The following is a 23722-nucleotide window of genomic DNA, read 5'->3' as shown; positions in this document are numbered from 1 at the left end:
ACCGTTCAACGCGCCTCGGCCAGGACCGACACGCACGATATCCGTCGAGCCGGGCCAGAGCCCGGGTTCAGAGCCTGGGTTCAGAGCCCGGGCTCAGAGTCCCAGATCCGTGCGGACCGCGGCGTGGACCGCGTCGGCGGAGGGGGACGTGAGGAAGAAGTGCCCGCCGGGGAAGACCCGTTGGACCGACGGCCCGCTCGTCACCGCGGACCAACGGGCCAGGTCCGCGGCGCTGTAGTCGTCGTCCTCGCCGCCCAGGATCGAGACCGGGCAGGTCAGGACGCGCGCCGCGCCGAAGGCCGCTGCCGTCGGCGCGGACTCGAAGGTGTCGCACAGCGCGTAGTCGGCGCGCAGCGGCGGCAGGATCAGCTCCAGCAACTCCCGGTCGGCCAGCACCTCCTCGGGAGTGCCGCCCATCGCCCGCAGGTCGGCGACGATCTCCGCGTCGGTCCAGGCGTGCCGCCCCTTGTGGCGACGCGGCACACCCGGGCCGGCGGACCCGCTGAAGAAGAGTCGGACCGGCTCCGGGTCACCATGGCGCCGCGCCGCGACCGCCAGCCCGTACGCGAGCAGCGCGCCCATGCTGTGTCCGAACAGCGCGTACGGAGTGGACCCGGTGAGCACCGGACGCAGCGCCGCGTGCAGGGCGGCGACCGCCTGCTCGAAGTCCTGCACCGGCTTCTCGGCGAACCGGCTCTCCCGCCCGGGCAGTTGGACCGCCGCGACCTCGACGTCCTCCGGCAGCGCGGCGTCCCAGGTGCGGAAGAACATCGGCCCAGCCCCGGCCGGATGCAGACACACCAGCCGCAGTCGGGCGTTCGGGCGCGGGGTGGTGATGCGCAGCCAAGGAGTGGCGGTGCCGGGCGTCGTCGTCATGCAGGGGCCTCGCGAGGGTGATCGACAGGGACGAGAAGCGGGCCGAGGCCGAGGCCCCGGCCCGCCGTGGGCAGCGTAACGTGACCGGCTGCGGGTCGCCGGTCAGCCGTCACTGGTCACCGGTTCCCGGCCACCAGCTGGGTGCCCTCCGCGTCCTCGAACGGGTCTTGCGCCCGGACTCACCACGATCATGATCGACCGTCGCGAACTCCGGGTCACCACACCGTTGCCCGATCGTGAATACTCTGCACACGGCGTGTCACCGGCCCCGCGCTGGACTGTGGCCCGCGTTGGACTGCGGCCCGGGTCGGACGGTCGCTCCTGTCAGATCGCCGCCCGCGTCCGCGTCGGCTCCGTCAGGGCCGGCGCGAGAGCGTGCGGAAGCGTGTCGGCATGGACGACGGCGAGCCGCTGCGTGGCACGGGTCAGCGCCACATACAGCTCGTTCGCCCCGAAGCCGTCCGGCTCGACCACGACCACCGCGTCGAACTCCAGCCCCTTGGCCTGCCCAGGAGTCAGCAGCACCACGGGCTGGGTCAGGTCCGGCGTCACCTCCAGCGACCCGGTCGCGGCCGACGCCATGGGCAACTCCGCGAGCAGCGTGGCGTGGTGCTCGGGAGTGGCGATCACGGCCAGACGGCGCTCGGTGCCGGTCAGCGCCCGCTGCTCCTCCGCGACCACACGCGCCACCGCCGCAGGCAGCGCCGCCGTGTCCGCGACGTGCTCCGCGCGCGGCGGCACACCCGTGGACCGGACGGAGCGCGGCGGCGTGTACGCCGGGTCCGTCGCCTGCGGGATCCGCGCGGCCACGTCCATGATCTCCGCCGGGGTGCGGTAGTTGACGTCCAGCACCACCCGCTGCCACCGGTCCCCGACGTGCGGCGTCAGCGCCGCGTCCCAACTGCCGCAGCCGCCCGGCTCGGAGGTCTGCGCCGGGTCACCGACCAGGGTCATCGACCGGGTCGGGCAGCGTCGCATCAACAGCCGCCACAGCATCGGCGACAGCTCCTGCGCCTCGTCGACGATGATGTGCCCGAACGCCCACGTCCGGTCCGCCGCCGCGCGCTCCGCCGCACTGCGGTGGTCCAGCTCCTCCTGCCGGTCGGCCAGCCGCTCCGCGTCGATCAGGTCGTGCGCGGCCAGCACCTCCGAGTCCTCCTCGTCCTTGTCCTCGAACTCCAGCGTCCGCGAGCCGTAGGAGAGGTCGAGCACGCCCTGCGCGTACGCGATCGCCTGTTGCCGCCGCGCCTCCTCGGCCGCACGCCGCGCCGAGTCGTCGTCGCCCAGCAGCTCCGCGGCCTCGTCCAGCAGCGCCACGTCGGCCGGCGTCCAGTCCGGCTCCTGCGGCGGGACGGACGCGGACGGGTCCGGTCGCCGGATCGCCTCGGCCTCGTGGTGCGGGAGGTGGGTCGGGTCGGCGAGGAAGTCCGCGACCAGCTGCTCCGGTGTCAGCAGCGGCCACAGCTCCTCGATCGCGGCATGCACGGCGGGGCTGGTGGCCACGGCCTTGCCCAACTGCGCCTGGTCGTCCGGCCCGAGCAGGTTCGGCCCGCCGTAGGGGTCCGCGCCGATCCGCTCGACGAGCTGCGCGGTGAGCTGGTCGATCACCGAGAAGGCGAAGTGCGGCCGGGCCAGGTTGTGCGGCAGCTGCGCCGCCCTGGCGCGCTCGCGCGCGGCGGCGGCGATCTGGCGGTCCAGCAGCAGCACTCCGTCCTCGTGCTCGATCACCAACGCGGCCTGCTCAGGCAGTCGTTGCAGGTCCCGCAGGTGCGCGGCGAGTGCGTCCGCCATGGCCGCACCGCCCTTGACGGCGGCGGCGAGCGGTGTGTCCCTCCCGGTCGCGACCACGCCCGGGTAGAGCTCGGCCGGCGTCGCAAGCAGCACGCCGGTCTCGCCCAGGGAGGGGAGCACCTGCCCGATGTAGCTGAGGAACGCGGCGTTCGGCCCGACGATCAGCACGGCCCGTCGGGCGAGCAACTCGCGCTGCGCATAGAGGAGATAGGCGGCGCGGTGCAGCGCCACGGCCGTCTTTCCGGTCCCCGGTCCGCCCTCGACGACCATGACGCCCTGGTGCGGCGCGCGGATGATCCGGTCCTGGTCGGCCTGGATGGTCTGCACGATGTCGTGCATCCGCCCGGTACGGGCCGCGTCCAGCGCGGACAGCAGCACCGCATCGGCGTCGGAGCCCTCGTACCCCGAGCGCTCCGTGTCCTCCAGGTCGAGGATCTCGTCGTGCAGCGCGGTCACCTGGTTGCGATGCGTCGTGATGTGCCGCCTGCGGCGCAGCCCCATCGGCGTGTGCCCGGTGGCGAGGTAGAACGGCCGCGCCATGTCGGCCCGCCAGTCGACCACCAGCGGCGTCCGCTCGTCGTCGTCCGCCCGGATCCCGATCCGTCCGATGTGGTGATCACCCCCGTCCTGGAACACCAGCCGGCCGAAGCACAGCCCCTCCTCACCGGACGCGAACGCCGCGAGCAGCCCCGACTGCTCCGCCACCATCACGTCCCGCTCCAGCCGCGACTGGGCGGAGATCACGTCCTGCCGAAGCGCGGCGCTGACGGCCTCGCCGGCCGCCGTCTCGAGTGCGACGACGCGCGCGCGGAGCCGGTCGAGGAAATCCTGCTCGCGGCGCATTTCTTCGTTCGGCACGTTTGACAATTCTGCTCCCGCTCGGATATAGTGAAGCTGTACTGATCCGTGGGCATTGCTTTGCGAGTACGCATGGCGATTACGACACGGATTTTCCAATATACGGGCCTTTTGCCGGGATGCCAAGCATCCCGGTTTTTTGTTGTGCGGGTGGGGATGGGTGGACGGGGCCGCGGCCTGTCTGAGCTGGGGTTTTTCACTCCTGTGGGTGACGGTTGGGGCTTGGTGTGGGGTAGTCGGGGTGTCATAATTGTTCTATGGACGCCTCGATGTTCGGGGGCGGGTGTGATGACGGTGATGGCGTCCATGGGTGGGGTGTTTCCCCGGAGTCCCAGGGTTCGTCGTCTGGTTCGGATCCCCGGCTCCCTTCAATTCCCCCTTCTGTTCCTTCTCCGTCTCCTGCTGGTGATGACTGGCTGGGTTTGCCGCAGGATGCGGCGGGTTCCCGCTTCGCTTCGGGCACTCCCTTCTCCTCGCGTCAGGCGCGGTTCGTGGATCCGTTGCGGACTCTTCCCGGGTGCGCGCGTGACCTGTTGACGGCGCTCGCGGACGAGGACGATGGCGCGTTGTTGGACGCGGGTGTGGATTACCTCGCGGAGCAGTTCCTGGCTCTTGAGCGGTTGTCGGAGATGTTGGATGCGCAGAAGTTGCGTCGTCTGGCGGTGTTCGACCGCGTGGGCGGTGCGACGGCGGTGCGGTGTCGGTCGACGAAGGGCTTCCTGCGGACGCACGCGCAGATGGGCCAGGGTCACGCGAACCGGTTGGTGAGTCTGGCGCGGGATCTGGACAAGCTTCCGACGATCCGTCAGGCCCAAGCGGAAGGCACGCTGTCGACGGACCAGGTGGAGATCCTCGCGAAGGAGCTGGCCCCGATCGAGGACACCGCCGCGCGTCGTGCGGCGGAGGTGTTGATGGTCGAGCAGACCCCGAAGCTGCACCTGGCGCATGTGCGTCAGGCGGCGAAGCAGATCCACGCCCACTTGGTCCCCGAGCAGGACACCGACGCGGGCGAAGTTCCGGCGGTGTTCCAGTCCTGGGTCAAGCTGTCCGCGACCGGGACCAGTGACCGGCCGTTCTGGGTCCTGTCCGGTGAACTCTCGCCGGTGGCGGGGGAGAAGCTGCGGGTCGCGCTGGAGGCGGCGATGGGTACCCCGGTCGAGGGCGAGACCCGGACCCACAGTGAGCGCATGGGCGACGCCCTCGAAACCGTCACTGACCTCGCGCTGGGTTCGGACAGGTTGCCGACGACGGGTGGGCAGCGTCCGCACCTGACCCTGATCGCCGACCTCGACGCCCTCCGGGAGTCCTGCCCCACCCACCCCGCACTCGCCACCGACGACGGCGATGAGCTTTCGGGGCTGCTGCGGCCGAAGGCTGCGGCGACCACGACCCGGGGTTACCAGCTTCCCGCTTGGCAGGCGCGGAAGGAGTCGTGTGACTGTCAGCTGCGCGTGATCCTGACGCGTGGGCAGGACAAGCCGGTCTCGATCGGCCGGGCGACCCGCACCGTCCCGGCGCATCTGCGGGATGCGGTCGTCGCGCGGGACCGGCACTGCGTGTGGCCCGGCTGCGACCGGCCACCGACCTGGTGCGAAGCCCACCACGTCGTCCACTGGGCGGACGGCGGCGAAACGAGCCTGGGCAACCTCGCCCTGCTCTGCAACGAGCACCACACCGATCTCCACCAGACCGGCTGGGAACTCGAAATGCGGAACGGCCGACCCAACGCCGTCCCACCACCGGACACCCCACCCCCACCCAACACCCGCTACCCCCACCACAACTAGCCACCCCCACCCCGCCGACCAGCCGCCACCCACCCCGGGAAGCGGCCCATCGGCACGCCCACACCCACGCGCGCCTGCAGTTCCTTCGCCGTAGGCCGCCGACGTTTCGGTGGGCGCCGAAGCGACGGTGGCGACAATGGGATATATGGAAGCCCGACGACATGCAGGCCACGACGACATGGGCGTGGACGTGGCCGAGGTGGCCAAGCTGCTGGCTGACGGGACGCGGGCCGCGTTCTGCCTGGCTCTGCTGGACGGGCGTGCCTGGACCGCGAACGAGTTGGCGCGCGGTGCCGGGGTCGCGGCGTCTACGGCGACGGAGCATCTCAACCTGCTCGTGCGGGGCGGGCTGCTGGTCGAGGAGCGGTAGGGGCGGCACCGGTATCTCCGGTTGGCCGATCCGCGAGTGGCCGCGCTGTTGGAGAGCCTTGCGGAGCTGGCCCCGCGCCGGGTCCAGCCGCCGCGGTCGCTGTCGGCCTCAGGGCGGCAGCGGGCTCTCGCGCGGGCTCGTGTCTGCTACGACCACCTGGCCGGAGAGGTGGCTCTGACGATCGCCGACGCGATGGTCGAACAAGGGCTGCTGGATCTGGGGCGGGAGTCGCGCCTGACCGCGGCGGGCGCGGCCTGGCTGGACGAGGTCGGAGTCGTCCTGCCGACCGGCTCCCGCCGACCGTTGGTGCGCGCGTGCCTGGACTGGACCGAGCGCCGTCCTCACCTGGCAGGCGCGGTGGGCGCCGCGCTCTGCAGCCATGCGCTCGCCGCCGACTGGCTCACCCGAATCGGCACCTCCCGGGCCTTGGCCCTTACGGACACGGGCCGTCAGGCACTGCGCGAGCACCTCGGGGTGACCGTGGAGTCCGCTGCGGCCTGACGCCCTCGCGCCCGGACCCTGGACGCTGAGAGGGTGTCACCATGCCCGAGAAGATCGCTCCGACGACGCTGACCACCGCCCGACTCCTGCTCCGACCCCCGACCGAGGCCGACATCGAGCCGTTGCTGGAGATGAACACCGACCCCGACGTCATGCGCTACATCGGCGACGGCAACGTCGGGCCGGCGGATCGCGAATCGACGGCCGGAATCGTCGCCCGTGCGCGGCAGGGGTGGGCGGAGAACGGCTACGGCATGCTGTCGGTGATCACCCGCGACGGCGGTGAGTACGCCGGCTGGGTCACTCTCGCGGTACCCCGGTTCCTGCCGCAGATCTTGCCCGCTGTCGAAATCGGCTGGCGGTTCCGGCGGGCCTTCTGGGGGCGCGGCTACGCCACGGAGGCGGCGATGCCGCTGCTCGACCACGCGTTCGCGGTGGTCGGCCTCGACCGGGTCGTCAGCATCCGGCACCCGGACAACGAGCGCTCGGGGCGGGTGATGGAGAAGCTCGGGCTGCGCTACGCGGAGGACGCGGTCGTCCCCTCACACGGGCAGTCCGTCGTCGTCCTCGCGATCACCCGCGAGCAGCACCTCGAACGCTCACGCCAGGACTGAGCCTTGAGCCGGGCCGAGCCCCTATGCCAGGACTGAGCCTCCCGCCACATCCAGGACCACGCCGCTGATCCAGGACGCCGACTCCGCGGCGAGGAAGAGCGCGGCCTCGGCGACGTCCTCCGGCGTGCCGAGGCGGCGGACCGGGTGGGCGTCGACCATGGTGCGCTGGACCTCGGCGGGGATCTGGCGCTGGTTGCGCTCCGTCAGGATCGTCTCCGGGGCGATGCAGTTGACCCGAACGCCGTGCGGGCCGGCCTGCAGGGAGAGGGACTGGGTGAGCAGTTCGACACCCGCTTTGGCTGCCGCGTAGGGGGCGGGGGAGTGCGCCGTCGGACGGCGGGCTGCTGCGGACGACAGGGTGACGATGCTGCCGTGGCCGCGCTGCTTCATGCCCGGCAGGAAGCTCTTGACGGTGAGAAACGTGCTGGTGAGGTTGGCATCGATGCTGGCGCGCCAGCCCTCCTCGCTGATCAGCTCGATCGGGCCGGGCGGCACCGGATTGCCTCCGGCGTTGGTGACGAGGACGTCCACGGGGCCGAAGGAGGCCTCAACCTGGGCGCGCAACGCCTCGATCTCGTCGAACCGGGTCAGATCGGCGGACACCGCCAGCACCTCCGCCCCGGCGGCGGCGAGTTTGGCTCGGACGGCTTCGAGCGCCTCGGCGTCGCGTCCGTGGATGACCACGCGGGCGCCCTCGGCGGCGAAGCGTTCGGCGATGGCTGCCCCGATGCCCCGGGAGCTGCCGGTGACCAGGGCGACGCGGTTCTGCAGTGCGTTCACGGTCGGTTCCCTCTCGGCTCTCTCGCTCGGTCCCTCGCGGTGTGAGGACTCTCGAAGTGTCTTGTGCTGCCTTCGCCGAGAAACATAGACCTCTAATGCTTAGAAGTCAAAGGGTTCGGCATCTATGCATCCTGCTAGGCTCGCGCCATGGAGAGCCCGAAGCCGCCCCGTCCGACGCCCCCGATGCGTACGCCCACCGGGCTCCAACTCGGGCAGGCGGCCCGCGTGGTGAGCCGAGCCTTCGACGACGCGCTGGAGCAGGCAGGCGGATCGCTGCCGGTGTGGCTGATCCTGCTCAACCTCAAGATCGGGCGTCCGGGCACCCAGCGTGAGCTGGCCCAGGCCGTCGGGCTGCGTGAGGCCACGGTTACGCACCATCTCAATGCGCTCGACAAGCGTGGCCTGGTTTCCCGCCATCGCGATCCGGACAACCGCCGCATCCACGTCGTGAGCCTCACGGAGGAGGGCGAGGCGGCGTTCCTGCGGATGCGTGAGGCGGCGATGGTCTTCGACGAGCGGCTCAATGACGGTCTGACGGATCTGGAGCGCGCCCTGCTCTCCGATCTTCTCGGTCGCCTCGCCGCCAACGTCGAAGCAGGGGGAGAGTCGGAAGTCGAGCGCCCTTCGGCGTAGCGAGCCGCTGCCCTGGCATCTTTCTCAACCAATCGGTTGACAAGCGTGGGGAGTGGTGTAGCGTTGTTCTCAACCAATCGGTTGAGTAAGCGGCGGTGAGCCGAGAAGCCGCGGAAGCAGCTGGAGGACAGCAGTGGCCGACGACCAGCTCTCCCGGGCGTTCACCGCGCTCGCCGATCCGACCAGACGGGACATAGTGGCCCGGCTGTCGCTCGGCGACGCTACACCCGGCCAGTTGGCCGAGCCGTTCGCAATGTCGCTTCAGGCGGTCTCCAAGCACCTGAAGGTGTTGGAGGAGGCCGGGCTGATCAGCCGGAGCCGCGAGGCGCAGCGCCGCCCGTGCCATCTGGAGACCGCCGTTCTCAAGGAGATGACGGCCTGGGTCGACCGCTACCGGCGCAGCGCCGAGGAGCGCTTCCGCCGCCTGGACGCCGTCCTCGCCACCATGGACGTCGAGGTCGAGGCCCCGACGCAGCCGCACCGCGCAGCGAAGAAGGATCAGGCAGCGCAGGCAGAACAGGCAGATCCATTCGACGAAGGAGTTGCATCGCCATGACCGCACGACCGGTTCCCGAGACCGTCATCGAGGCCGACCCGGAGGTGCCGACCATCCGCATCACCCGCGAGTTCGACGCGCCGCGAGCCCGGGTCTTCCGGGCCTGGATCGAGCCCGAGCTGGTCGGCCAGTGGCTCGGTCCCAAGGACCTCACCACCAAGTTCGACACCTGGGACCTGCGTACCGGTGGCAACTACCGCTACCGCCAGCTGCGCGACGGCCAGGAGGTCGCGTCCTTCTACGGGTCGTTCCACGAGGTGCGGCCCGAGACGCGCATCGTCCAGACCTTCACCTACGAGGGCGTTCCGGACGGGGTCACCCTCGGCACGGCGACGTTCGAGGACCTCGGTGACGACCGCACCCGCGTCACCATCCTCTCCGTGGCCGACTCCTTCGCCGCCCGGGACGGCATCCTGGCCAGCGGGATGGAGCGCGGCGTGGTCGAGGGCTACGAACGCCTCGACGCAGTGCTCGGCGCATATGCCGCCTGACCTGCGGTGGTTCCTTCCGGGCTCCCCGCGCGGCATGATGAGGCCTCAGCAGCGCGCGTGCCGTGGAGCCGGGTGCTGAGACTCTGGCAGGGGGTTCGCCGCCATGGCCCATCGGCCGCCGATCCGTCCCGAGGTCTGGACGCCGCCGCGTCGGAGCGGGCGCGCGCGGGCGTGGAAGCACCAGCGGTCGCTGCCGCCCGTGGACCTGATCCCGCTGTCCGGGCTCGGACCGGAGGACGTGGTGGTCGACGTCCAGGGACGGGTGCTCTGCGGCGTCGCCGACGGGCGGTTGCTGCGGCTCAGCCCGGACGGGCGCGAGGCGATGACGCTCGCCGACATCGCCCCGGGTCGCCCGGCCGGCCTCGAAGCGCTGCCCGACGGACGGGTCCTCGTCTGCGACGCCCGCGGCGGGCGGCTGCTCCGGGTGGACCCCGAGAAGGGAACCGTCGAGACGCTGGCCGACGGGATCGGCGGCGTCCCGCTGAAGCTGGTCAGCAACGTGGTCCAGGCCGCTGACGGGACCATCTACTTCACCGAGTCCAGCCGCCGTTTCGTCATCGACAACTGGCGCGGTGACCTGCTGGAGCACTCGGGCACCGGTCGCCTGCTGCGGCTGCGTCCCTCGCAAGGCGGCGCTGGACGGGAAGACAGCGCTGGACGGAAAGACAGCGCTGGACGGAAGGACGGAGAGCAGCACGCCGAGCCGGAAGTGCTGCTGGACGGGCTGCAATTCCCCAACGGGCTCGCGTTCGGTCCGGACGAGTCGTACCTGGCCGTCGCCGAGACCGGCGCGTACCGGGTGTCGCGGTATTGGCTGACGGGCGAGCGGGCGGGCACCCGGGACACCCTGATCGACCTGCCCGGTTTCCCCGACAACCTCGGCGCGGGCACCCACGGACTGCTCTGGATCGCCATGGTCGCGCCGCGCGACCCGCTGCTGGACACGCTGCACCGCATGCATCCGGCGGCGCGGCGGGCGCTCTGGCGCGTCCCGGAGGCGCTGCTGCCGGGGCCGAAGTCCACCGTCTGGGTGATCGCGGTCGACACGGCCGGACGGGTGGTCCACGACCTGCAAGGTCCGACTCCTGCCTTCCGTGCCGTCACCGGCGTGGCGGAGCGCGACGGCCGCCTCTACCTCGGCTCGCTCACCGAGCCGTCGATCGCCACTATCGATCTGGCCCACGTGCGGCTCTGACTCGCGAACGGCCCTGAAGCGGGGACGGTGCCGCGCCAGCCACCGTAACGGCCCTCGTGCCGGGCGACCTGGCGTGGCGCGTGAGAGTGTCGGGGGGTGAGCGAACGAGTCGTCAGCGCGACGCTCGACGCGGACCGTCCGGACGATCCCGACGCGGGGCTGACCCCGGGCGAGCTCGCCGCGAAGTACGGCCTGGCGCTGAGCGGAAAACGGCCGCCGCTGGTCGAGTACAGCAGGCAGTTGTGGTCACGCCGCCACTTCGTGCTGGCCTTCGCCACGGCGCGGTTGACGGCCAACTACACCTCGGCGCGGCTGGGCCAGGTCTGGCAGGTGATCACGCCGCTGCTCAACGCGGCCGTCTACTACCTGGTCTTCGGCATGCTGCTGCAGACCAACCGGGGCATCCAGAACTACATCGCCTACCTGTGCACCGGCATCTTCACCTTCCAGTTCACCCAGTCGGCGGTGCTCGCCGGGACGCGGGCGATCTCGGGCAATCTGGGGCTGATCCGGGCGCTGCAGTTCCCCCGCGCCTGCCTGCCGCTGGCCCTGACCATCGTTCAGCTCCAGGAGCTGGTGGTCTCGATGGTGGTGCTGGCCTTCATCATCCTGTCCACGGGCGAGCCGCTGACCCTGAAGTGGTTGCTCGTCCTGCCCACCCTGCTGCTGCAGACGGTCTTCAACGCGGGGCTGGCGATGCTGCTGGCGCGCTGGGGCTCCAAGACGACGGACCTCTCCCAGCTCATGCCGTTCGTGATCCGGACGTGGATGTACATGTCCGGCGTCTTCTGGAGCGTCCAGACCGTCGGCGCGCACGTCCCCCACGCCGTCCGGACCCTGCTCAACCTCAACCCGGCGCTGGTCTTCAACGAGCTGATGCGGTACGCGCTGATGGACTCCGTCCGTGCCAGCAGCCTGACCCACCACATCTGGCTGCTGGCCCTCGGATGGGCGGTCGTCGCCGGCGTGGTGGGCTACGTGCACTTCTGGCGCGCGGAGGAGGAGTACGGGCGGGGGTGACTACGACCCGGCCGGCCGCGGCGCGGTGACGCGCAGTCCGTCGTAGATGACCTGCTTGGCGAGGCCACGGTGCTCCGCTCGGGAGCGCTCCGCCGCGACCGCGCCGATGACGAGGGCGTGCAGGTCGGCGAGGTCGATGTCGGCGCGGACCGTGCCCGCGGACTGCGCCCGCCCGAGCAGCTCGGTGAGCACCGCACGCAGGTCGGCGGCCACGGCGAGTGTGGACTCCTGAAGGTCGACCCCGGCGCCCGTGAGCGCGTCGGCGAGGTCCATCTTGCTGCCAGCGTCGGTCACCATCACGTCGAGGAAGCGGAAGAAGGCGTCGCCCGTCGAGCCGGGGTTACTGACGTCCGCCGACGCCAGTTCGTCGCGCCCCACAGCGGTCAGCGACTCGATCCGGTCGGTGACGACGGCCTCGAAGAGGGCCTCCTTGGTGGGGAAGTGCCGGTAGACCGTGCCCGCGCCCACTCCCGCTCGGCGGGCGATCTCGTCCAGTGGCACGGCCAGGCCTTCGGCGGCGAAGACCTCGTTCGCCGCAGCCAGCACCTTGGCGCGGTTGCGGCGCGCGTCGGCGCGCAGTGGACGGGTCTCGGCCATGGGGGACTCCTCTTCCGTGCCGCGCCGGTCCGGAACTTCCGTGGACAAGCGGGGCGTGCGTTCCGTAAAGTCGAAGCGGGGCGGTCGTTCCGATTCTACGACCCAGCCCTGGTTCCGTGTGCCCGGAGTTCCGTGCGCCCCGATTTCCATGCGCCCTGATTTTCACGCGCCCTGAGTTCCGAGCGTCTTGATCACCCTGATGAGGAGAGAACCATGTCGAACCAGCACCGCACCGCCCGTGAGACCGTCGAACTGCTGCTGCGTACGACGGTCGAGGGGAGTCGTGACGACCTCGCCGATCTCTACGCGCCGGACGTCGTCGTCGAGATGCCGTTTGTCCGGCCCGGCTTCCCCGGCCGGACCGAGGGGAGTGAGACCCTGCGCGCCCGGATGAAGGCCGTCGAGGGACTCTGGAGCTTCGACGCGGTCGACGGCGTGGCACTGCACGAGACCGCCGATCCCGAGGTCGTCATCGTTGAGTTCCGCGTCCACGGCCGGACGACGTCAGACGGCACGGCGTTCACGTTGGGCTTCATCAACGTGATCCGGGTGGTGGACGGCCTCATCGTCTCCTCGCGCGATTACGGCAACCCGCTGGAGGGAGAGTTCCTGGCGTCGCTCCTGCCGCGGGGGCTGTAGTCGGCCCGACCCGGCCGTGGGAGGAGCATGGGTCTGCCTGAGCGGTGCTGTCGGTGGCGGACGGTAGGTTGTGGCCATGACCGTTCGCATCGCCACGTGGAACATCAACTCCGTCAACGCCCGGCTGGAGAAGCTGCTGGAGTGGCTCCGTTCGGCGCAGCCGGACGTCGTCTGTCTGCAGGAGCTGAAGTGCGCCACCGACGCCTTCCCGTACGACGCCGTCGCCGAGCTCGGCTACGAGGCCGCCGCGCACGGCACGGGCCGGTGGAACGGCGTGGCGATCCTCTCGAAGATCGGCATCGAGGACGTCGTCCGCGACCTGCCCGGTCAGCCCGGTTACCTCGACCCGGCCGCCGCCGCGGAGGACACGCTGCTCCCGGCCGAGCCGGAGATCGAGGCGCGGGCCATCGCCGCCACCTGCGGGCCGGTCCGGGTCTGGTCGGTCTACGTGCCGAACGGCCGTGAGGTCGACCACCCGCACTACGCCTACAAGCTGCGGTGGCTCGGCGCCCTGCGCGACGCCGTGGTCGCGGACGCGGCGGGCGACCGGCCGTTCGCCGTGCTCGGCGACTACAACATCGCGCCGACCGACGCGGACGTCTGGGACATCGCCAAGTTCGAGGGCGCGACGCATGTGACGGCGGCCGAGCGGGCCGCGTTGACGGACCTGCAGGAGGTCGGTCTGGCGGACGTGTTCCCGCGGCCGCTCAAGTACGACCACCCGTACACCTACTGGGACTACCGCCAGTTGAGCTTCCCGAAGAACTACGGGATAAGGATCGACCTGGTCTACGGCAACAAGCCGTTCGTCGGGGCGGTCAGCGACTCCTACGTCGACCGCGAGGCGCGCAAGGGCAAGGGCACCTCGGACCACGCCCCGGTCGTGGTGGATCTGTCGCTCTGACCGTCCGGCGTAGCTGAACCGAGCGAGCCCGTCGCCAGCAGGTACTGGCCTACCAGGTAGGTCAGCATGATCCAGAAGTCGGCGGCGGGCAGCTGCGGCCAGTTCGCCAGACCGGTCGCGATCAGGGAGTCGGAGAGCAGGAAGAGTCCGCCGCCCACGCCGGTCCGAATGCCCGCGGCGAGTGACGTCGTCGCGGTGCCGGCCAGCAGCAGGCTGTAGCAGGCGACGGGGATGCGCAGGCCGGGGGCCAGATCCGGCCAGAGCAGCGTGATCAGGGTGGCCCAGGCGACGGCGTAGCAGCCGATCGCCGCCACCGCGCGTCGCCCACCTCGGCGCAGCCCACCGCCCCGCCGGGACCTGAGGCGGGGCAGACTGCGGCGGAAAAGAGTGATGTAGCAGACGTGCGCGGCGGCGAACCCGCCCATGCCGACGAGGAACCAGGCGCCGCCGAAGAGCAGCATGGTGTCGCCCAGGCAGGAGGCGAGCAGCGCGCCGAGCAGCAGTTTCGGTGCGCGCGGCCGGATGGCGAGCGCCAGCAGGGGCATCAGCAGTGGCTTCGTCAGGTCCTCGGCGAGGCCGCCCAGCAGACGCGTGCCGAACAGGGTGAGCACCAGATACAGGGCGGAGAAGACCAGGTAGCCGGCCATACGGCGGCCCAGTGCGGGCTCGGCTGGTCGGGGGTCGGGCACGGTCTGCCTCTCAGGTCGCCTGCGGGTTACCAGAGAGTAGACGGCCCTGCGCATGGGTGGGAAGATCCGGAATCGCAGAAACCCTGGAGCCTCGAAACCGCGAAACGTTTCGCGCGGCCGGCCGCGGCTGTGCGAGGCTTCCGGGCATGACCGACAAGATCGACATGGGTGCGCTGGACCGGAACGACTGGGAACGCCGCAGCGCCGAGGCATGGGCCGAGATCGACGGCTACTACGAGCGCGAGGCCGAGGCGGAGTTCCGGGAGCGGATCGACAGGCTCGCCGACGAACTGCCCGACGGCGATCCGGTCGCGCCGTTCGAGCGGGCCTGTGCCTGGGACTCGACCGGACACTCGGACAAGGCCGTGCCGCTCTACCGGGAGGCGCTGGAGGGCGGCCTGTCCGGGATGCGGCGGCGTCGCGCGGTGGTGCAGATGTCGAGCTCGTTGCGGAACATCGGCCGCGTCGACGAGGCCGTCGAGTGGCTGACCGCCGAGCGGCAGAACCACGACCCGGACGCGGCCGTGCTGAACGACGCCGTCGCCGCGACGCTCGCGCTCTGCCTGGTCGACGTGGGCCGGGGTCGCGAGGCCGTGTCCCTGGCGGTCGGCGCGCTCGCGCCCCATCTTCCGCGCTACCAGCGGTCGATGGCGAACTACGCGCGCCTGCTCGTCGAGGGCGAGGGCGAGGGCCAGGGCGACGGAGAGAGTTAGGTCCAGGCCAGCAGCGGCGCGAAGCCTGATACCGACCGGTAACGACCTCTGTTCAGCGCAGGTCGGCGCCTCTACGCTGCCCGCATGCCGAATCTGCCCGATCCCGTGCTGTGGTCCATCCCCGCGTTCCTGCTGCTGACGATCATCGAGATTGTCTCGTTCCTGGTCCATCCGGACGAGGACGAGCAGGGCTACGCGACCAGGGACAGCGTGACCAGCATCAGCATGGGACTGGGCAGCCTCTTCACCAACCTGCTCTGGAAGATCCCGACGTTCGCGCTCTACACCCTCGTCTACGCGCTGACGCCGCTGCGGGTCGGTGTCCACTGGTGGACGACGGTGCCGTTGATGCTGCTGGCGCAGGACTTCTTCTACTACTGGTCGCACCGCAGCCAGCACCGGGTGCGGGTGCTGTGGGCGCAGCACGTGGTGCACCACTCCAGTCGGCACTACAACCTGTCGACGGCGTTGCGGCAGCCGTGGACGGACCTCACCTTCGGCGTCTTCTACCTGCCGATGATCGCGCTGGGCGTCTCGCCCGCGGCGGTGGCGTTCTGCTCGTCCGTCAGCCTGGTGTACCAGTTCTGGATCCACACGGAGCGGATCGGCAAGCTCGGGAAGCCGGTCGAGCTGCTGTTCAACACGCCCTCTCACCACCGGGTGCACCACGCGTCCCAGGGTGGCTACCTGGACCGGAACTTCGGCGGCATCCTGATCGTCTGGGACCGGCTCTTCGGGTCCTTCACCGAGGAGGGCACCCAGCCGGTCTACGGGCTGACCAAGAACATCGCGACGTTCAACCCGTTGCGGGTGGCGACGCACGAGTACCTCTCGATCGGCCGGGACCTCGCCACGGCCCGAGGGTGGCGCGACCGGCTCGGTTACCTGTTCCGGGGCCCGGGCTGGCAGCCGGCCGACCGCGCCACCGAGGCGCTCGCACCGGCCGCCGCCCTGGTCCCGACGGACTGAACGGACCGCACCGACTGAACAGACCGTACGGACTGAACAACCGTCACCACACCCGCACGGACGAACCCTTGGCGAAGGCAGGACTGGTCGCGCCCGGCGGGGTCTCGGTCAGCGGGCGGGCGATGTCGTCGACCAGCGGGCCGACCTTGGCCGCGAGTGCGTCCAGTGCCGGGAGGTCGAAGCCGTAGACCCGTGCGGCGTTGCCGCCGACCATCGCGGCGACCTCGTCGTAGGGCACGCCCGCGAAGGCGACGCGCAGCGCCTCCGTCGTGTACGGGTAGGTGCCCTCGTCGTGCGGGAAGTCGCTGCCCCACATGATCTTGTCGAGGCCGATCCGGTCGCGCAGCGGGACCTCGTGGCTGCGCATGAAGCTCGCGCCGACGAAGCAGTTGCGCTCCCAGGCGGCGCTCGGGCCGTCTCCCGTCAGCTCGGCCAGTCCCGCGCCGAACTTGGACTCCGCCGTCGCCGCCCGAGCCGCAGAGCCCGATGAGGCGGCGGCCCCGACCAGCCGCCGGTGGTAGTACTCCAGCATGTCCAGCACGCCAGGGATCCAGCCGGAGCCCTGTTCGGTGAGCACCAGCCGCAGCTGCGGATGCCGCTGGAAGACCCCGGCGAAGGCGAGGTGCCACAGCGCCCGGTGTGAGAACCAGGTGGTCTCCACCATGAAGACCGCCCGCGCCGCCGGCTCCTCGCGCAGCTCCGGGCTGGCCGAGCCCGCATGGTGGTTGACCGGGACGCCCAGCTCGGCGCAGACCGCCCAGAGCGGCTCGTAGACGTCCGACCAGAGCTCCGGCACCGGCGAGCCCGGCGGCACGCCCGGCAGCAGCAGACCGCCCGTCAGCCCGGCGGCGTGGCAGCGGCGCACCTCGGCCACGGCCGCGTCGACGTCGTTCAGCAGGATCTGGAAGGTTCCGGCCCGGCGCCCCGGGGCCTGGGCGCAGAAGTCCACCATCCAGCGGTTGTGGGCCTGGAGCCCGGCCCAGCGCAGGTCGTACTCCTCGGCCGTGGGCTGGACGGCGCTCAGCGAGGCGCTGGGGAAGAACGGCGGGACGGTGTTGGGGAAGACGACCTCGGCGACGATGCCGTCCTGCTCAAGTTCGGCGAGCCGGCGGTCGGAGTCCCAGTTGCGGGCGGCCTCGGGGGCCATCAGGTCGGTGAACGGGTTGACGTAGCTCGCGGCCCAGGCGTCGAACTCCTCGTGGCGCGAACTGGGCAGGTAGGGACGGTAGTCGAGCAGGTCCGCGCCCGCGTGGCAGTCGGCGGAGACGACGGTGTAGCGCTCGGGCGGCGTGGGGCCGGGAGGGGTCACAGCGTCCTCCCCTCCGTCGGGGCGGCGGTGCCGAGGAACGGGAAGTCGTGGCCGGTCAGCCAGTGGCGGCCGACCGCCTTGGCCGGGGCCCAGGCTGCCTCGACGGCGGACTGGTCCTCGGGTTGGCCGAGTTCGGCCGGGGTCGGGCCGATCCGGCGGGCGATCGGGGCCAGCGCGGCGGTGTCGAAGCCGAAGACCTCGGCGCAGCTGCCGCCCAGCATCCGCCGGGTCTCGGCGATCGGGATGTCGTGGAAGGTGGTGCGCATCCACTGCCGGGTGTTGGGCCAGGTGCCCTCGGGGTGCGGGAAGTCGCTGCCCCAGCAGATGTTGTCCACGCCGATCTCGTAGCGGTGGGCCAGCTCGCGGCGCTTGGTGTTGGTGGCGGCGATGAAGCAGTTGCGGTCGACGTAGGCGCTCGGGGCCATGGTCAGCTCGGAGAACGGGGACAGCTTCTTGCCGCCGTGCGCGCCCAGGTACAGCCGGTCCATGAACCAGAGCAGGTTGGGCAGCCACCAGCAGCCGGACTCGGCGACGCCGAACCGCAGCCCGGGGAACCGCTCGAAGACGCCCGACCAGAGCAGGAACCAGAGCGGTCGGGACGGCCAGAACGTCACCTCGGTGACGTAGATGCCCAGATGGTCGCCGTACTCGTGGCGCGGGGCCGCGCCGGAGTGGGTGACCACCGGCATCCGCAGCTCCTCGCAGACAGCCCACACCGGGTCGTAGCGCCGGTCGTGGTAGGGCGCCTGGTCCACCCACATGGCCGGGATCATGACCGCGCCCAGCCCGTCCGCGTGGGCGCGGCGGACCTCGGCGACGACCGTGTCCGGGTCGCCGGTGATCGGCAACAGGGCCACGCCGCACCGGCGTTCGGGGCTGCCGCCCGCGCGCACGAACTCGGCCAGCCAGCGGTTGTGGGCGCGTGCCCCCGCCATGCCGAGCACGGGGTCCTGGTCGCCGCTGAGTCCGAGCCCGACGCCGAACGGCGCGGCGGTGCGCGAGTCGACGGCGTCCGCGTCCGGGAACACCACCTCGCCCGCGACGCCGTCGCCGTCCAGCTCCTTGTCGCGCTGGGCGGCGTCCCAGCCGCCGCGCAGGCCCTCCTCGTGGTCCTCGAACCACTTCTGCGCGAAGGCCTCGTTGCGGACGCCGAGCCGGGTCGCCTCCTCGCGGCGCGCCTCCCCCTGGGCGAGGAACTCGTCGAAGGCGCGGTGGTGCGCCGTCTCCAGATAGGGGCGGTACTCCTCGGTCGGCAGTCCGGCGTGGCAGTCCGAGGAGATGATCAGATAGGGGTCTTCGTACCCCTCGATGTGCTCGATGTCATGGGTCATGGTCGTCCTCTCCCTCCAAGGGCAGGGCTGCTCAGTCGTCGCCGAGGACGAACTTCTCCAGGTAGGCCGGGTTGCTGCGGTCGAGCATCGACTGCGAGCGGGCCCGGATCTGACGGTCGCTGTGCTCGCTCGGCGGCAGCATCCAGAACCGGTCCGCGCGGATGCCGTCCACGACGACCCCGGCCACGTCCTCGACGGGCGTGAACTCGATCGTCTGCCCGGCGGCCTCCATCGCCGCCTCCCACTGGGCCAGGCTGCGGTAGGGGGTCTTCCGGGGACGCTGCTTGGCGTAGCGGTCGGGGCGGTTGCGGTGCGACTCCCACAGGCCGGTGCGCAGCATGTGCGGGCCGGGGAAGAGGACGGACGCGCCGATCGGCGCACCCTCCGCGCGCAGGTGGGCGTAGAGCGACTCGGTCATGGTGACCACGGCCGACTTGGTCACCGCGTAGACGGACGCGGTCGGCAGCGGCGCGATGCCGCCGTCGCCGGAGGAGGTGTTGACGACGTGTCCGGGCACGCCGCCCGCCAGCATGCGCGGCACGAAGGCCTGGACGCCGTGGAAGACGCCCCAGATGTTGACGGCGAAGGCCCACTTCCAGTCGTTCGGCTCGTGCTCCCACATCCGGCCCTCGGCGCCGGAGCCGACGCCCGCGTTGTTGCACAGCACGTGCACCGCGCCGTAGGCCTCGTACGTGGCCTCGGCCAGCGCCTCGACGCTGTCACGCTCGGAGACGTCGGTGAGCTGTCCCAGCGCTTCCGCGCCCTGTTCGCGCAGTCCGGCCACGGCCTTGTCCAGCGCGGCCTCCTCGACGTCGGCGAGGACCACGCGCAGGCCCTCGGCGGCGAAGCGCTGGGCCATCGCCAGCCCGATGCCGCCGGCGGCGCCGGTGACGACGGCGACCTGACCCGGTGTCAGCTCCATTCAGGCCTCCCCGGCGGAGGTCGGAGCTGCCGCGGCGTCGGGTGAAGCGACCGAGCGCGAGGCGGCGTCGGGTGGGGTGACCGAGTCGAGGACCTGCGCCGGGTCGTCGTAGCGCTGGTGGACGAAGGGCAGCAGCGCCTGCGGGCTGACGCGTTCGACGACGCGTCCGCGCTGGTCGGACGTCTTCTCGCCGATGGTGATCTCCAGCAGCCGCCGCACCGGCAGGTCGGCGACCGGGTCGAAGGCGGACTCGCGCAGGATCACCTCGCCGTCGACGGCCTCCAGCTTGCGGACGCGCTCGCGGCGGGTGCAGTGGACCAGCACCGGGTCCAGGTCAAAGCCGTCGCCGTCGACGGCGGGGAGGAACTTGAGGTAGAAGTCGACCTTCTCGGTCTCCTCCGGGAGCGGCAGCGCGGTGGTGACCCGGCCGCGTACCTCGACGAAGTCGACGCCGTGGCGGGCGAGTCGGGCCAGGACGGTGTCGCTCTCGCGCGCGACGCTCACCTCGCCCAGCTTCTTCGGCTCGCCGAAGACCTCCCGGCCGCCGGTCAGCGCGCGCTCGGTGGTCATCGGCATCACCAGCGGGTACCAGCCGCTCTGCGCGCCGTGCTGCGCGGCGACGGCGAACGACCCGGCGCCCAGCGGCGAACCGAAGATGTCCACCTGACTGATGTTGACCCGGACCAGCGGACGTTCGGCGGGCTTGAGCGGTGCGGGCAGCACCTGTGCCACCACGTCAGGGTCCGTCTCCCAGACGGCCACCACGCCGGTGGACCAGATGTCGGGGAGGACGGAGCGGGCGTCCCGTGCTGCCTGCATCTCGGCCTCGGTGCGCGGGCCGTACCGTACGCGTGCCATGGCGTGCCGTCCCTTCGCTCAGTACCTCGCCGCTCGGCGGGCTCTGTAACGGTGTTACTCCGAACGGCGCGAAGGGGGAAGGGTCACGACGGGGTAACTGTTCGTTCCGTCGCGCCGTGGTGAAGTAGGTCGTTTGTCCAAGTCGGAGGCCGTTTCGGCGCGGAAGGGGTGCCGACCGCCTGGCATGAGCAGGAAAAATACTGCGGTCCGACACCTTCCTGACCGGTCAGTAACTGACCTACTGTCAGGGCACTCAAGCGGCCTGATCACCCGGATCGGCCGTCAGCCTGCAAGGAAAGGGAGCGGACATGCGGCGATTCCTCCTGCGGTCGCGACCCGTCGCCGCGGTGGCCGTGCTGGTCACCGCTGCGGCGCTGGCGTTGCCGTCCGGAGCCGTGGCCAGATCGGCGGGGAGCTCGACGGCCGTGCCGAACACGGCCCAGCGCACCTCCGCGGCGAGCGTCCCGTACGACTACTGCGGCGGGCAGTGCAACGACATCCTGCCGCCGGGGGAGAACGGCAACGCGACGCTGATGGACATCCTCGGCAACCGCGCCTTCGGCACCCGGCCCGCCCACACGGACGACCAACTCGCTCCCTACGCCGCGCTGGTGAACGACTACACCGGGCTGACCGACGCGGACCTCGGCAACTACTTCAACGACTCGTCCTTCGGCGTCCCGCCGAGTCAGGTCGAGAGCAGCATCCAGCCGCGCAGCGACGTCACCATCGTCCGCGACAAGTCGACCGGCACGCCGCACATCTACGGGACCACGCGCTACGGCACCGAGTACGGCGCGGGCTACGCCGCCGCGCAGGACCGGCTGTGGGTGATGGACCTGTTCCGGCACGTCGGACGCGGGGAGCTGAGCAGCTTCGCGGGCGGGGCGCTCGCCAACCGGCAGCTGGAGCAGAGCTTCTGGCAGGCCGCGCCCTACACCGAGAGCGAACTGCAGCAGCAGATCGACGCGGTGGCCAACGAGGGCCCGGCCGGCAAGCAGGCGCTGGCCGACGCGCAGGCGTACGTGGACGGGATCAACGCGTACATCACGCAGGCCTACAACTCCCGTACCTTCCCCGGCGAGTACGACCTGACGGGCCAGGTCAACGCGATCACCAACGCGGGTTCGATCCAGCCGTTCCAGCTGACCGACCTGGTGGCGCTGTCCTCGGTGATCGGCGCGCTGTTCGGCTCGGGCGGCGGCAACCAGCTCCAGTCCGCGCTGGTCAAGGAGGCCGCCGACGCCAAGTACGGGCTCACCGAGGGCGACCAGGTCTGGAACTCGTTCCGTGAGCGCGAGGCGTCGAGCGCGGTGACCACGCTGCACGACGGCCAGAGCTACAACTACGGCCAGGATCCCGCGAATCCGCAGGGTGTGGCGATGCCGGACCCGGGTTCGGTCACCCCGCAGCAGCTCGTCTTCGACCCGACCGGATCGGCGGCGTCGAGCGCGAGCAGCGCCGGCACCCCGACGGCGGCGCGGACCGCAGCGCAGACAGCGGCGCAGACTTCGGCCCAGTCCGCGGCGAAGGCTGCCGTGAAGGCCGAGGACAAGGCGCAGGCGGCCAAGGCGCCCAAGCAACTGCGGTCGCTGGCCGGGGTGTTCGACCAGGGCGTGCTGCCGGGCAACCTGCTGACCGCCAAGCACGGCATGTCCAACGCCCTTGTCGTCTCCGGCAAGTACACCGACGACGGGCACCCGGTCGCCGTCTTCGGTCCGCAGACCGGCTACTTCGCGCCGCAGCTGCTGATGCTGGAGGAGATCCAGGGGCCCGGGATCAGCGCCCGAGGCGCGTCCTTCGCCGGGTTGAGCTTCTACGTCGAGCTCGGTCGCGGCCAGGACTACTCGTGGAGCGCCACCAGCGCCGGCCAGGACATCACCGACACCTACGCGGTCAAGCTCTGCAACACCGACGGGACGCCGGCCACCAAGGACTCGATGGCGTACGAGGACAACGGCGTCTGCACGCCGATGACCCCGCTGGAGCGCGACGACTCCTGGAGCCCGACGCTCGCCGACAGCACGCCCGCCGGGTCGTACAAGCTCATCATGTACCGGACGGCGTACGGCCTGGTCACCTCACGGGCGACGGTCCACGGCGTTCCGGTCGCGTACACCTCGCTGCGCTCGACGTACATGCACGAGGCCGACTCGATCATCGGCTTCCAGATGCTCAACGACCCGAGCGCGGTGGACTCCCCGCAGACCTTCCAACAGGCCGCGCAGCACATCGACTTCACCTTCAACTGGTTCTACGTCGACGACGCGCACACGGCCTACTACAACTCCGGCCTGAACCCGGTGCGTCCGGCGACCGTCGCGGCCGACCTGCCCAGCTGGGCCGAACCGCAGTACGCCTGGCAGGACTTCGACGGGGCGGCGTACACGGCCGCGTACACCCCGCCCGCGCAGCACCCGCAGAGCGTCGACCAGGGCTACTACGTGTCCTGGAACAACAAGCAGGCCCCCGGCTACGCGTCCGCCAACTTCGGTGACGGGCCGGTCCACCGGGCCAACCTGCTCGACAGCCGGGTGCAGGCGCTGGTCGCCGGAGCCAAGCAGGGCAAGAAGATCACCCGTGCGTCGCTGGCTCAGGCGATGGAGAACGCGGCCGTGACGGACCTGCGCGGTGAGGACGTGCTGCCCGAACTGCTCGCGGTCATCAACAGCCAGCCGGTCACCGACCCGGCCCAGCAGGCCCTGGTCGCCCAGTTGCAGGCGTGGCTGGCGGACGGCGCGCAGCGCAGGGAGACGTCGGCGGGCAGCCACACCTACGCGGACGCCTCGGCGATCCAGACCTTCGACGCCTGGTGGCCGCTGTTCGTGCAGGCGGAGTTCCAGCCCGACATGGGCCAGGACCTGTTCAACGCGATGATCGTTGCGCTGCAGATCAACGAGTCGCCCTCGGGCGGCCAGACCGGCCCGTCCGACGGTCCGGTGGACGCCAACGAGTCGATCCCGCACAAGGGTTCGTCGTTCCAGTTCGGCTGGTGGTCCTACGTCGACCTGGACCTGCGCACCGTCCTCGGCCAGCACCCGGCCGACGCGCTGGCCCGCCCGTACTGCGGCGGCGGCGACCTGGCCCAGTGCCGGCAGCTGCTGCTGATGACGCTGCAGCAGGCGGCGGCGGAGCCGGCCTCCCAGGTCTACCCCGGCGACAGCACCTGTGCGGCGGGCGACCAGTGGTGCGCCGACTCCATCGTCCAGCGCCCGCTGGGCGGCGTCACCGACCCCAACATGGGGTGGCAGAACCGCCCGACCTACCAGCAGGTGGTGCAGTACACCTCGCATCGCTGACGGGCAGTCAGGCGATGTGA

The 23722-nt window shown here is 70.9% G+C and carries 21 protein-coding genes and 1 pseudogene; 13 read left to right on the top strand and 9 right to left on the bottom strand.

The features are described from left to right. Window positions 1–93: 93 nt before the first annotated feature. Together I2501_RS15120 and I2501_RS15115 are read right to left on the bottom strand one after the other, a co-directional pair. Complete coding sequence (locus I2501_RS15120; RefSeq protein ID WP_196194495.1) at window positions 94–876, bottom strand: thioesterase II family protein; 783 nt, start codon at window positions 874–876, stop codon at window positions 94–96. Between the two features lie 324 nt (window positions 877–1200). Then, window positions 1201–3510 carry a HelD family protein gene (locus I2501_RS15115; protein ID WP_196194661.1) on the bottom strand — a complete coding sequence of 770 codons (2310 nt, stop codon included), beginning with the start codon at window positions 3508–3510 and terminating at the stop codon, window positions 1201–1203. Between the two features lie 506 nt (window positions 3511–4016). Here I2501_RS15115 and I2501_RS15110 point away from each other — a divergent pair. From I2501_RS15110 to I2501_RS15100, 3 genes and pseudogenes are all read left to right on the top strand, one after another. Beyond that, window positions 4017–5312 (top strand): HNH endonuclease signature motif containing protein, encoded by a 1296-nt coding sequence (locus I2501_RS15110; protein ID WP_196194494.1) that lies wholly within the window; start codon window positions 4017–4019, stop codon window positions 5310–5312. A 145-nt stretch (window positions 5313–5457) separates the two neighbouring features. Then, window positions 5458–6183 (top strand): annotated as a pseudogene (locus tag I2501_RS15105) (ArsR/SmtB family transcription factor). A 41-nt stretch (window positions 6184–6224) separates the two neighbouring features. After that, window positions 6225–6797, top strand: a complete 573-nt coding sequence (locus I2501_RS15100; RefSeq protein WP_196194493.1) for a GNAT family N-acetyltransferase — start codon at window positions 6225–6227, stop codon at window positions 6795–6797. A gap of 21 nt (window positions 6798–6818) precedes the next feature. Here the strand turns inward: I2501_RS15100 and I2501_RS15095 are convergent, their stop codons facing one another. Further along, window positions 6819–7577: an SDR family NAD(P)-dependent oxidoreductase gene (locus tag I2501_RS15095; RefSeq protein ID WP_196194492.1), complete on the bottom strand. Its 759-nt coding sequence runs from the start codon at window positions 7575–7577 to the stop codon at window positions 6819–6821. A 147-nt stretch (window positions 7578–7724) separates the two neighbouring features. On the opposite strand from I2501_RS15095, the gene I2501_RS15090 reads away from it, so the two are divergent. From I2501_RS15090 to I2501_RS15070, 5 genes are all read left to right on the top strand, one after another. Next, window positions 7725–8210, top strand: a complete 486-nt coding sequence (locus tag I2501_RS15090) for a MarR family winged helix-turn-helix transcriptional regulator (protein WP_196194491.1) — start codon at window positions 7725–7727, stop codon at window positions 8208–8210. 133 nt (window positions 8211–8343) lie between these two features. Beyond that, a complete protein-coding gene (locus tag I2501_RS15085; RefSeq protein WP_196194490.1) occupies window positions 8344–8766 on the top strand; it encodes an ArsR/SmtB family transcription factor in 423 nt (140 codons plus the stop codon). Continuing rightward, window positions 8763–9257, top strand: coding sequence for an SRPBCC family protein (locus I2501_RS15080; RefSeq protein WP_196194489.1), 495 nt, complete (start codon window positions 8763–8765; stop codon window positions 9255–9257). The genes I2501_RS15085 and I2501_RS15080 overlap by 4 nt, the downstream gene beginning before the upstream one ends. A gap of 103 nt (window positions 9258–9360) precedes the next feature. Continuing rightward, the gene (locus I2501_RS15075) at window positions 9361–10452 is read left to right on the top strand and encodes an SMP-30/gluconolactonase/LRE family protein (protein ID WP_196194488.1); all 1092 of its coding nucleotides are present in this window, start codon (window positions 9361–9363) and stop codon (window positions 10450–10452) included. Window positions 10453–10548: 96 nt separating this feature from the next. Next, window positions 10549–11472: an ABC transporter permease gene (locus I2501_RS15070; protein ID WP_196194487.1), complete on the top strand. Its 924-nt coding sequence runs from the start codon at window positions 10549–10551 to the stop codon at window positions 11470–11472. Here I2501_RS15070 and I2501_RS15065 read toward each other — a convergent pair whose 3' ends face one another. Then, the gene (locus tag I2501_RS15065; protein WP_196194486.1) at window positions 11473–12069 is read right to left on the bottom strand and encodes a TetR/AcrR family transcriptional regulator; all 597 of its coding nucleotides are present in this window, start codon (window positions 12067–12069) and stop codon (window positions 11473–11475) included. A 213-nt stretch (window positions 12070–12282) separates the two neighbouring features. Between I2501_RS15065 and I2501_RS15060 the strand changes: the two genes are divergently transcribed. Then, window positions 12283–12708 carry a nuclear transport factor 2 family protein gene (locus tag I2501_RS15060; protein WP_196194485.1) on the top strand — a complete coding sequence of 142 codons (426 nt, stop codon included), beginning with the start codon at window positions 12283–12285 and terminating at the stop codon, window positions 12706–12708. Between the two features lie 76 nt (window positions 12709–12784). Next, the gene (locus I2501_RS15055; RefSeq protein WP_196194484.1) at window positions 12785–13612 is read left to right on the top strand and encodes an exodeoxyribonuclease III; all 828 of its coding nucleotides are present in this window, start codon (window positions 12785–12787) and stop codon (window positions 13610–13612) included. Here the strand turns inward: I2501_RS15055 and I2501_RS15050 are convergent. Further along, window positions 13537–14301: a lysoplasmalogenase gene (locus tag I2501_RS15050; protein ID WP_328806376.1), complete on the bottom strand. Its 765-nt coding sequence runs from the start codon at window positions 14299–14301 to the stop codon at window positions 13537–13539. The genes I2501_RS15055 and I2501_RS15050 overlap by 76 nt on opposite strands. A gap of 146 nt (window positions 14302–14447) precedes the next feature. Between I2501_RS15050 and I2501_RS15045 the strand changes: the two genes are divergently transcribed. Both I2501_RS15045 and I2501_RS15040 read left to right on the top strand, forming a co-directional pair. Further along, entirely contained in the window at window positions 14448–15014 is a 567-nt protein-coding gene (locus tag I2501_RS15045) for a tetratricopeptide repeat protein (RefSeq protein ID WP_236046347.1), read from the top strand. Between the two features lie 84 nt (window positions 15015–15098). Further along, window positions 15099–15983 (top strand): sterol desaturase family protein, encoded by an 885-nt coding sequence (locus tag I2501_RS15040; protein WP_196194483.1) that lies wholly within the window; start codon window positions 15099–15101, stop codon window positions 15981–15983. Window positions 15984–16026: 43 nt separating this feature from the next. Here I2501_RS15040 and I2501_RS15035 read toward each other — a convergent pair whose 3' ends face one another. From I2501_RS15035 to I2501_RS15020, 4 genes are read right to left on the bottom strand one after another with little or no spacing between them, the layout of a single operon-like run. Continuing rightward, window positions 16027–17292, bottom strand: coding sequence for an amidohydrolase family protein (locus I2501_RS15035; protein WP_196194482.1), 1266 nt, complete (start codon window positions 17290–17292; stop codon window positions 16027–16029). Continuing rightward, window positions 17289–18623, bottom strand: coding sequence for an amidohydrolase family protein (locus tag I2501_RS15030; RefSeq protein ID WP_196194481.1), 1335 nt, complete (start codon window positions 18621–18623; stop codon window positions 17289–17291). The genes I2501_RS15035 and I2501_RS15030 overlap by 4 nt, the downstream gene beginning before the upstream one ends. A gap of 31 nt (window positions 18624–18654) precedes the next feature. Then, complete coding sequence (locus tag I2501_RS15025) at window positions 18655–19545, bottom strand: SDR family NAD(P)-dependent oxidoreductase (protein ID WP_196194480.1); 891 nt, start codon at window positions 19543–19545, stop codon at window positions 18655–18657. Continuing rightward, window positions 19546–20403: an acetoacetate decarboxylase family protein gene (locus I2501_RS15020; protein WP_196194479.1), complete on the bottom strand. Its 858-nt coding sequence runs from the start codon at window positions 20401–20403 to the stop codon at window positions 19546–19548. It abuts the gene before it with no gap. 308 nt (window positions 20404–20711) lie between these two features. Here I2501_RS15020 and I2501_RS15015 point away from each other — a divergent pair, with 308 nt between their 5' ends. Further along, a complete protein-coding gene (locus tag I2501_RS15015; RefSeq protein ID WP_196194478.1) occupies window positions 20712–23702 on the top strand; it encodes a penicillin acylase family protein in 2991 nt (996 codons plus the stop codon). Window positions 23703–23722: the final 20 nt, after the last annotated feature.

This window comes from Streptacidiphilus fuscans, from assembly GCF_015690355.1.
Lineage (GTDB): Bacteria > Actinomycetota > Actinomycetes > Streptomycetales > Streptomycetaceae > Streptacidiphilus > Streptacidiphilus fuscans.
Note: the sequence above shows the minus strand (reverse complement) of the source record. Positions and strands in the feature narration are given on the sequence as shown.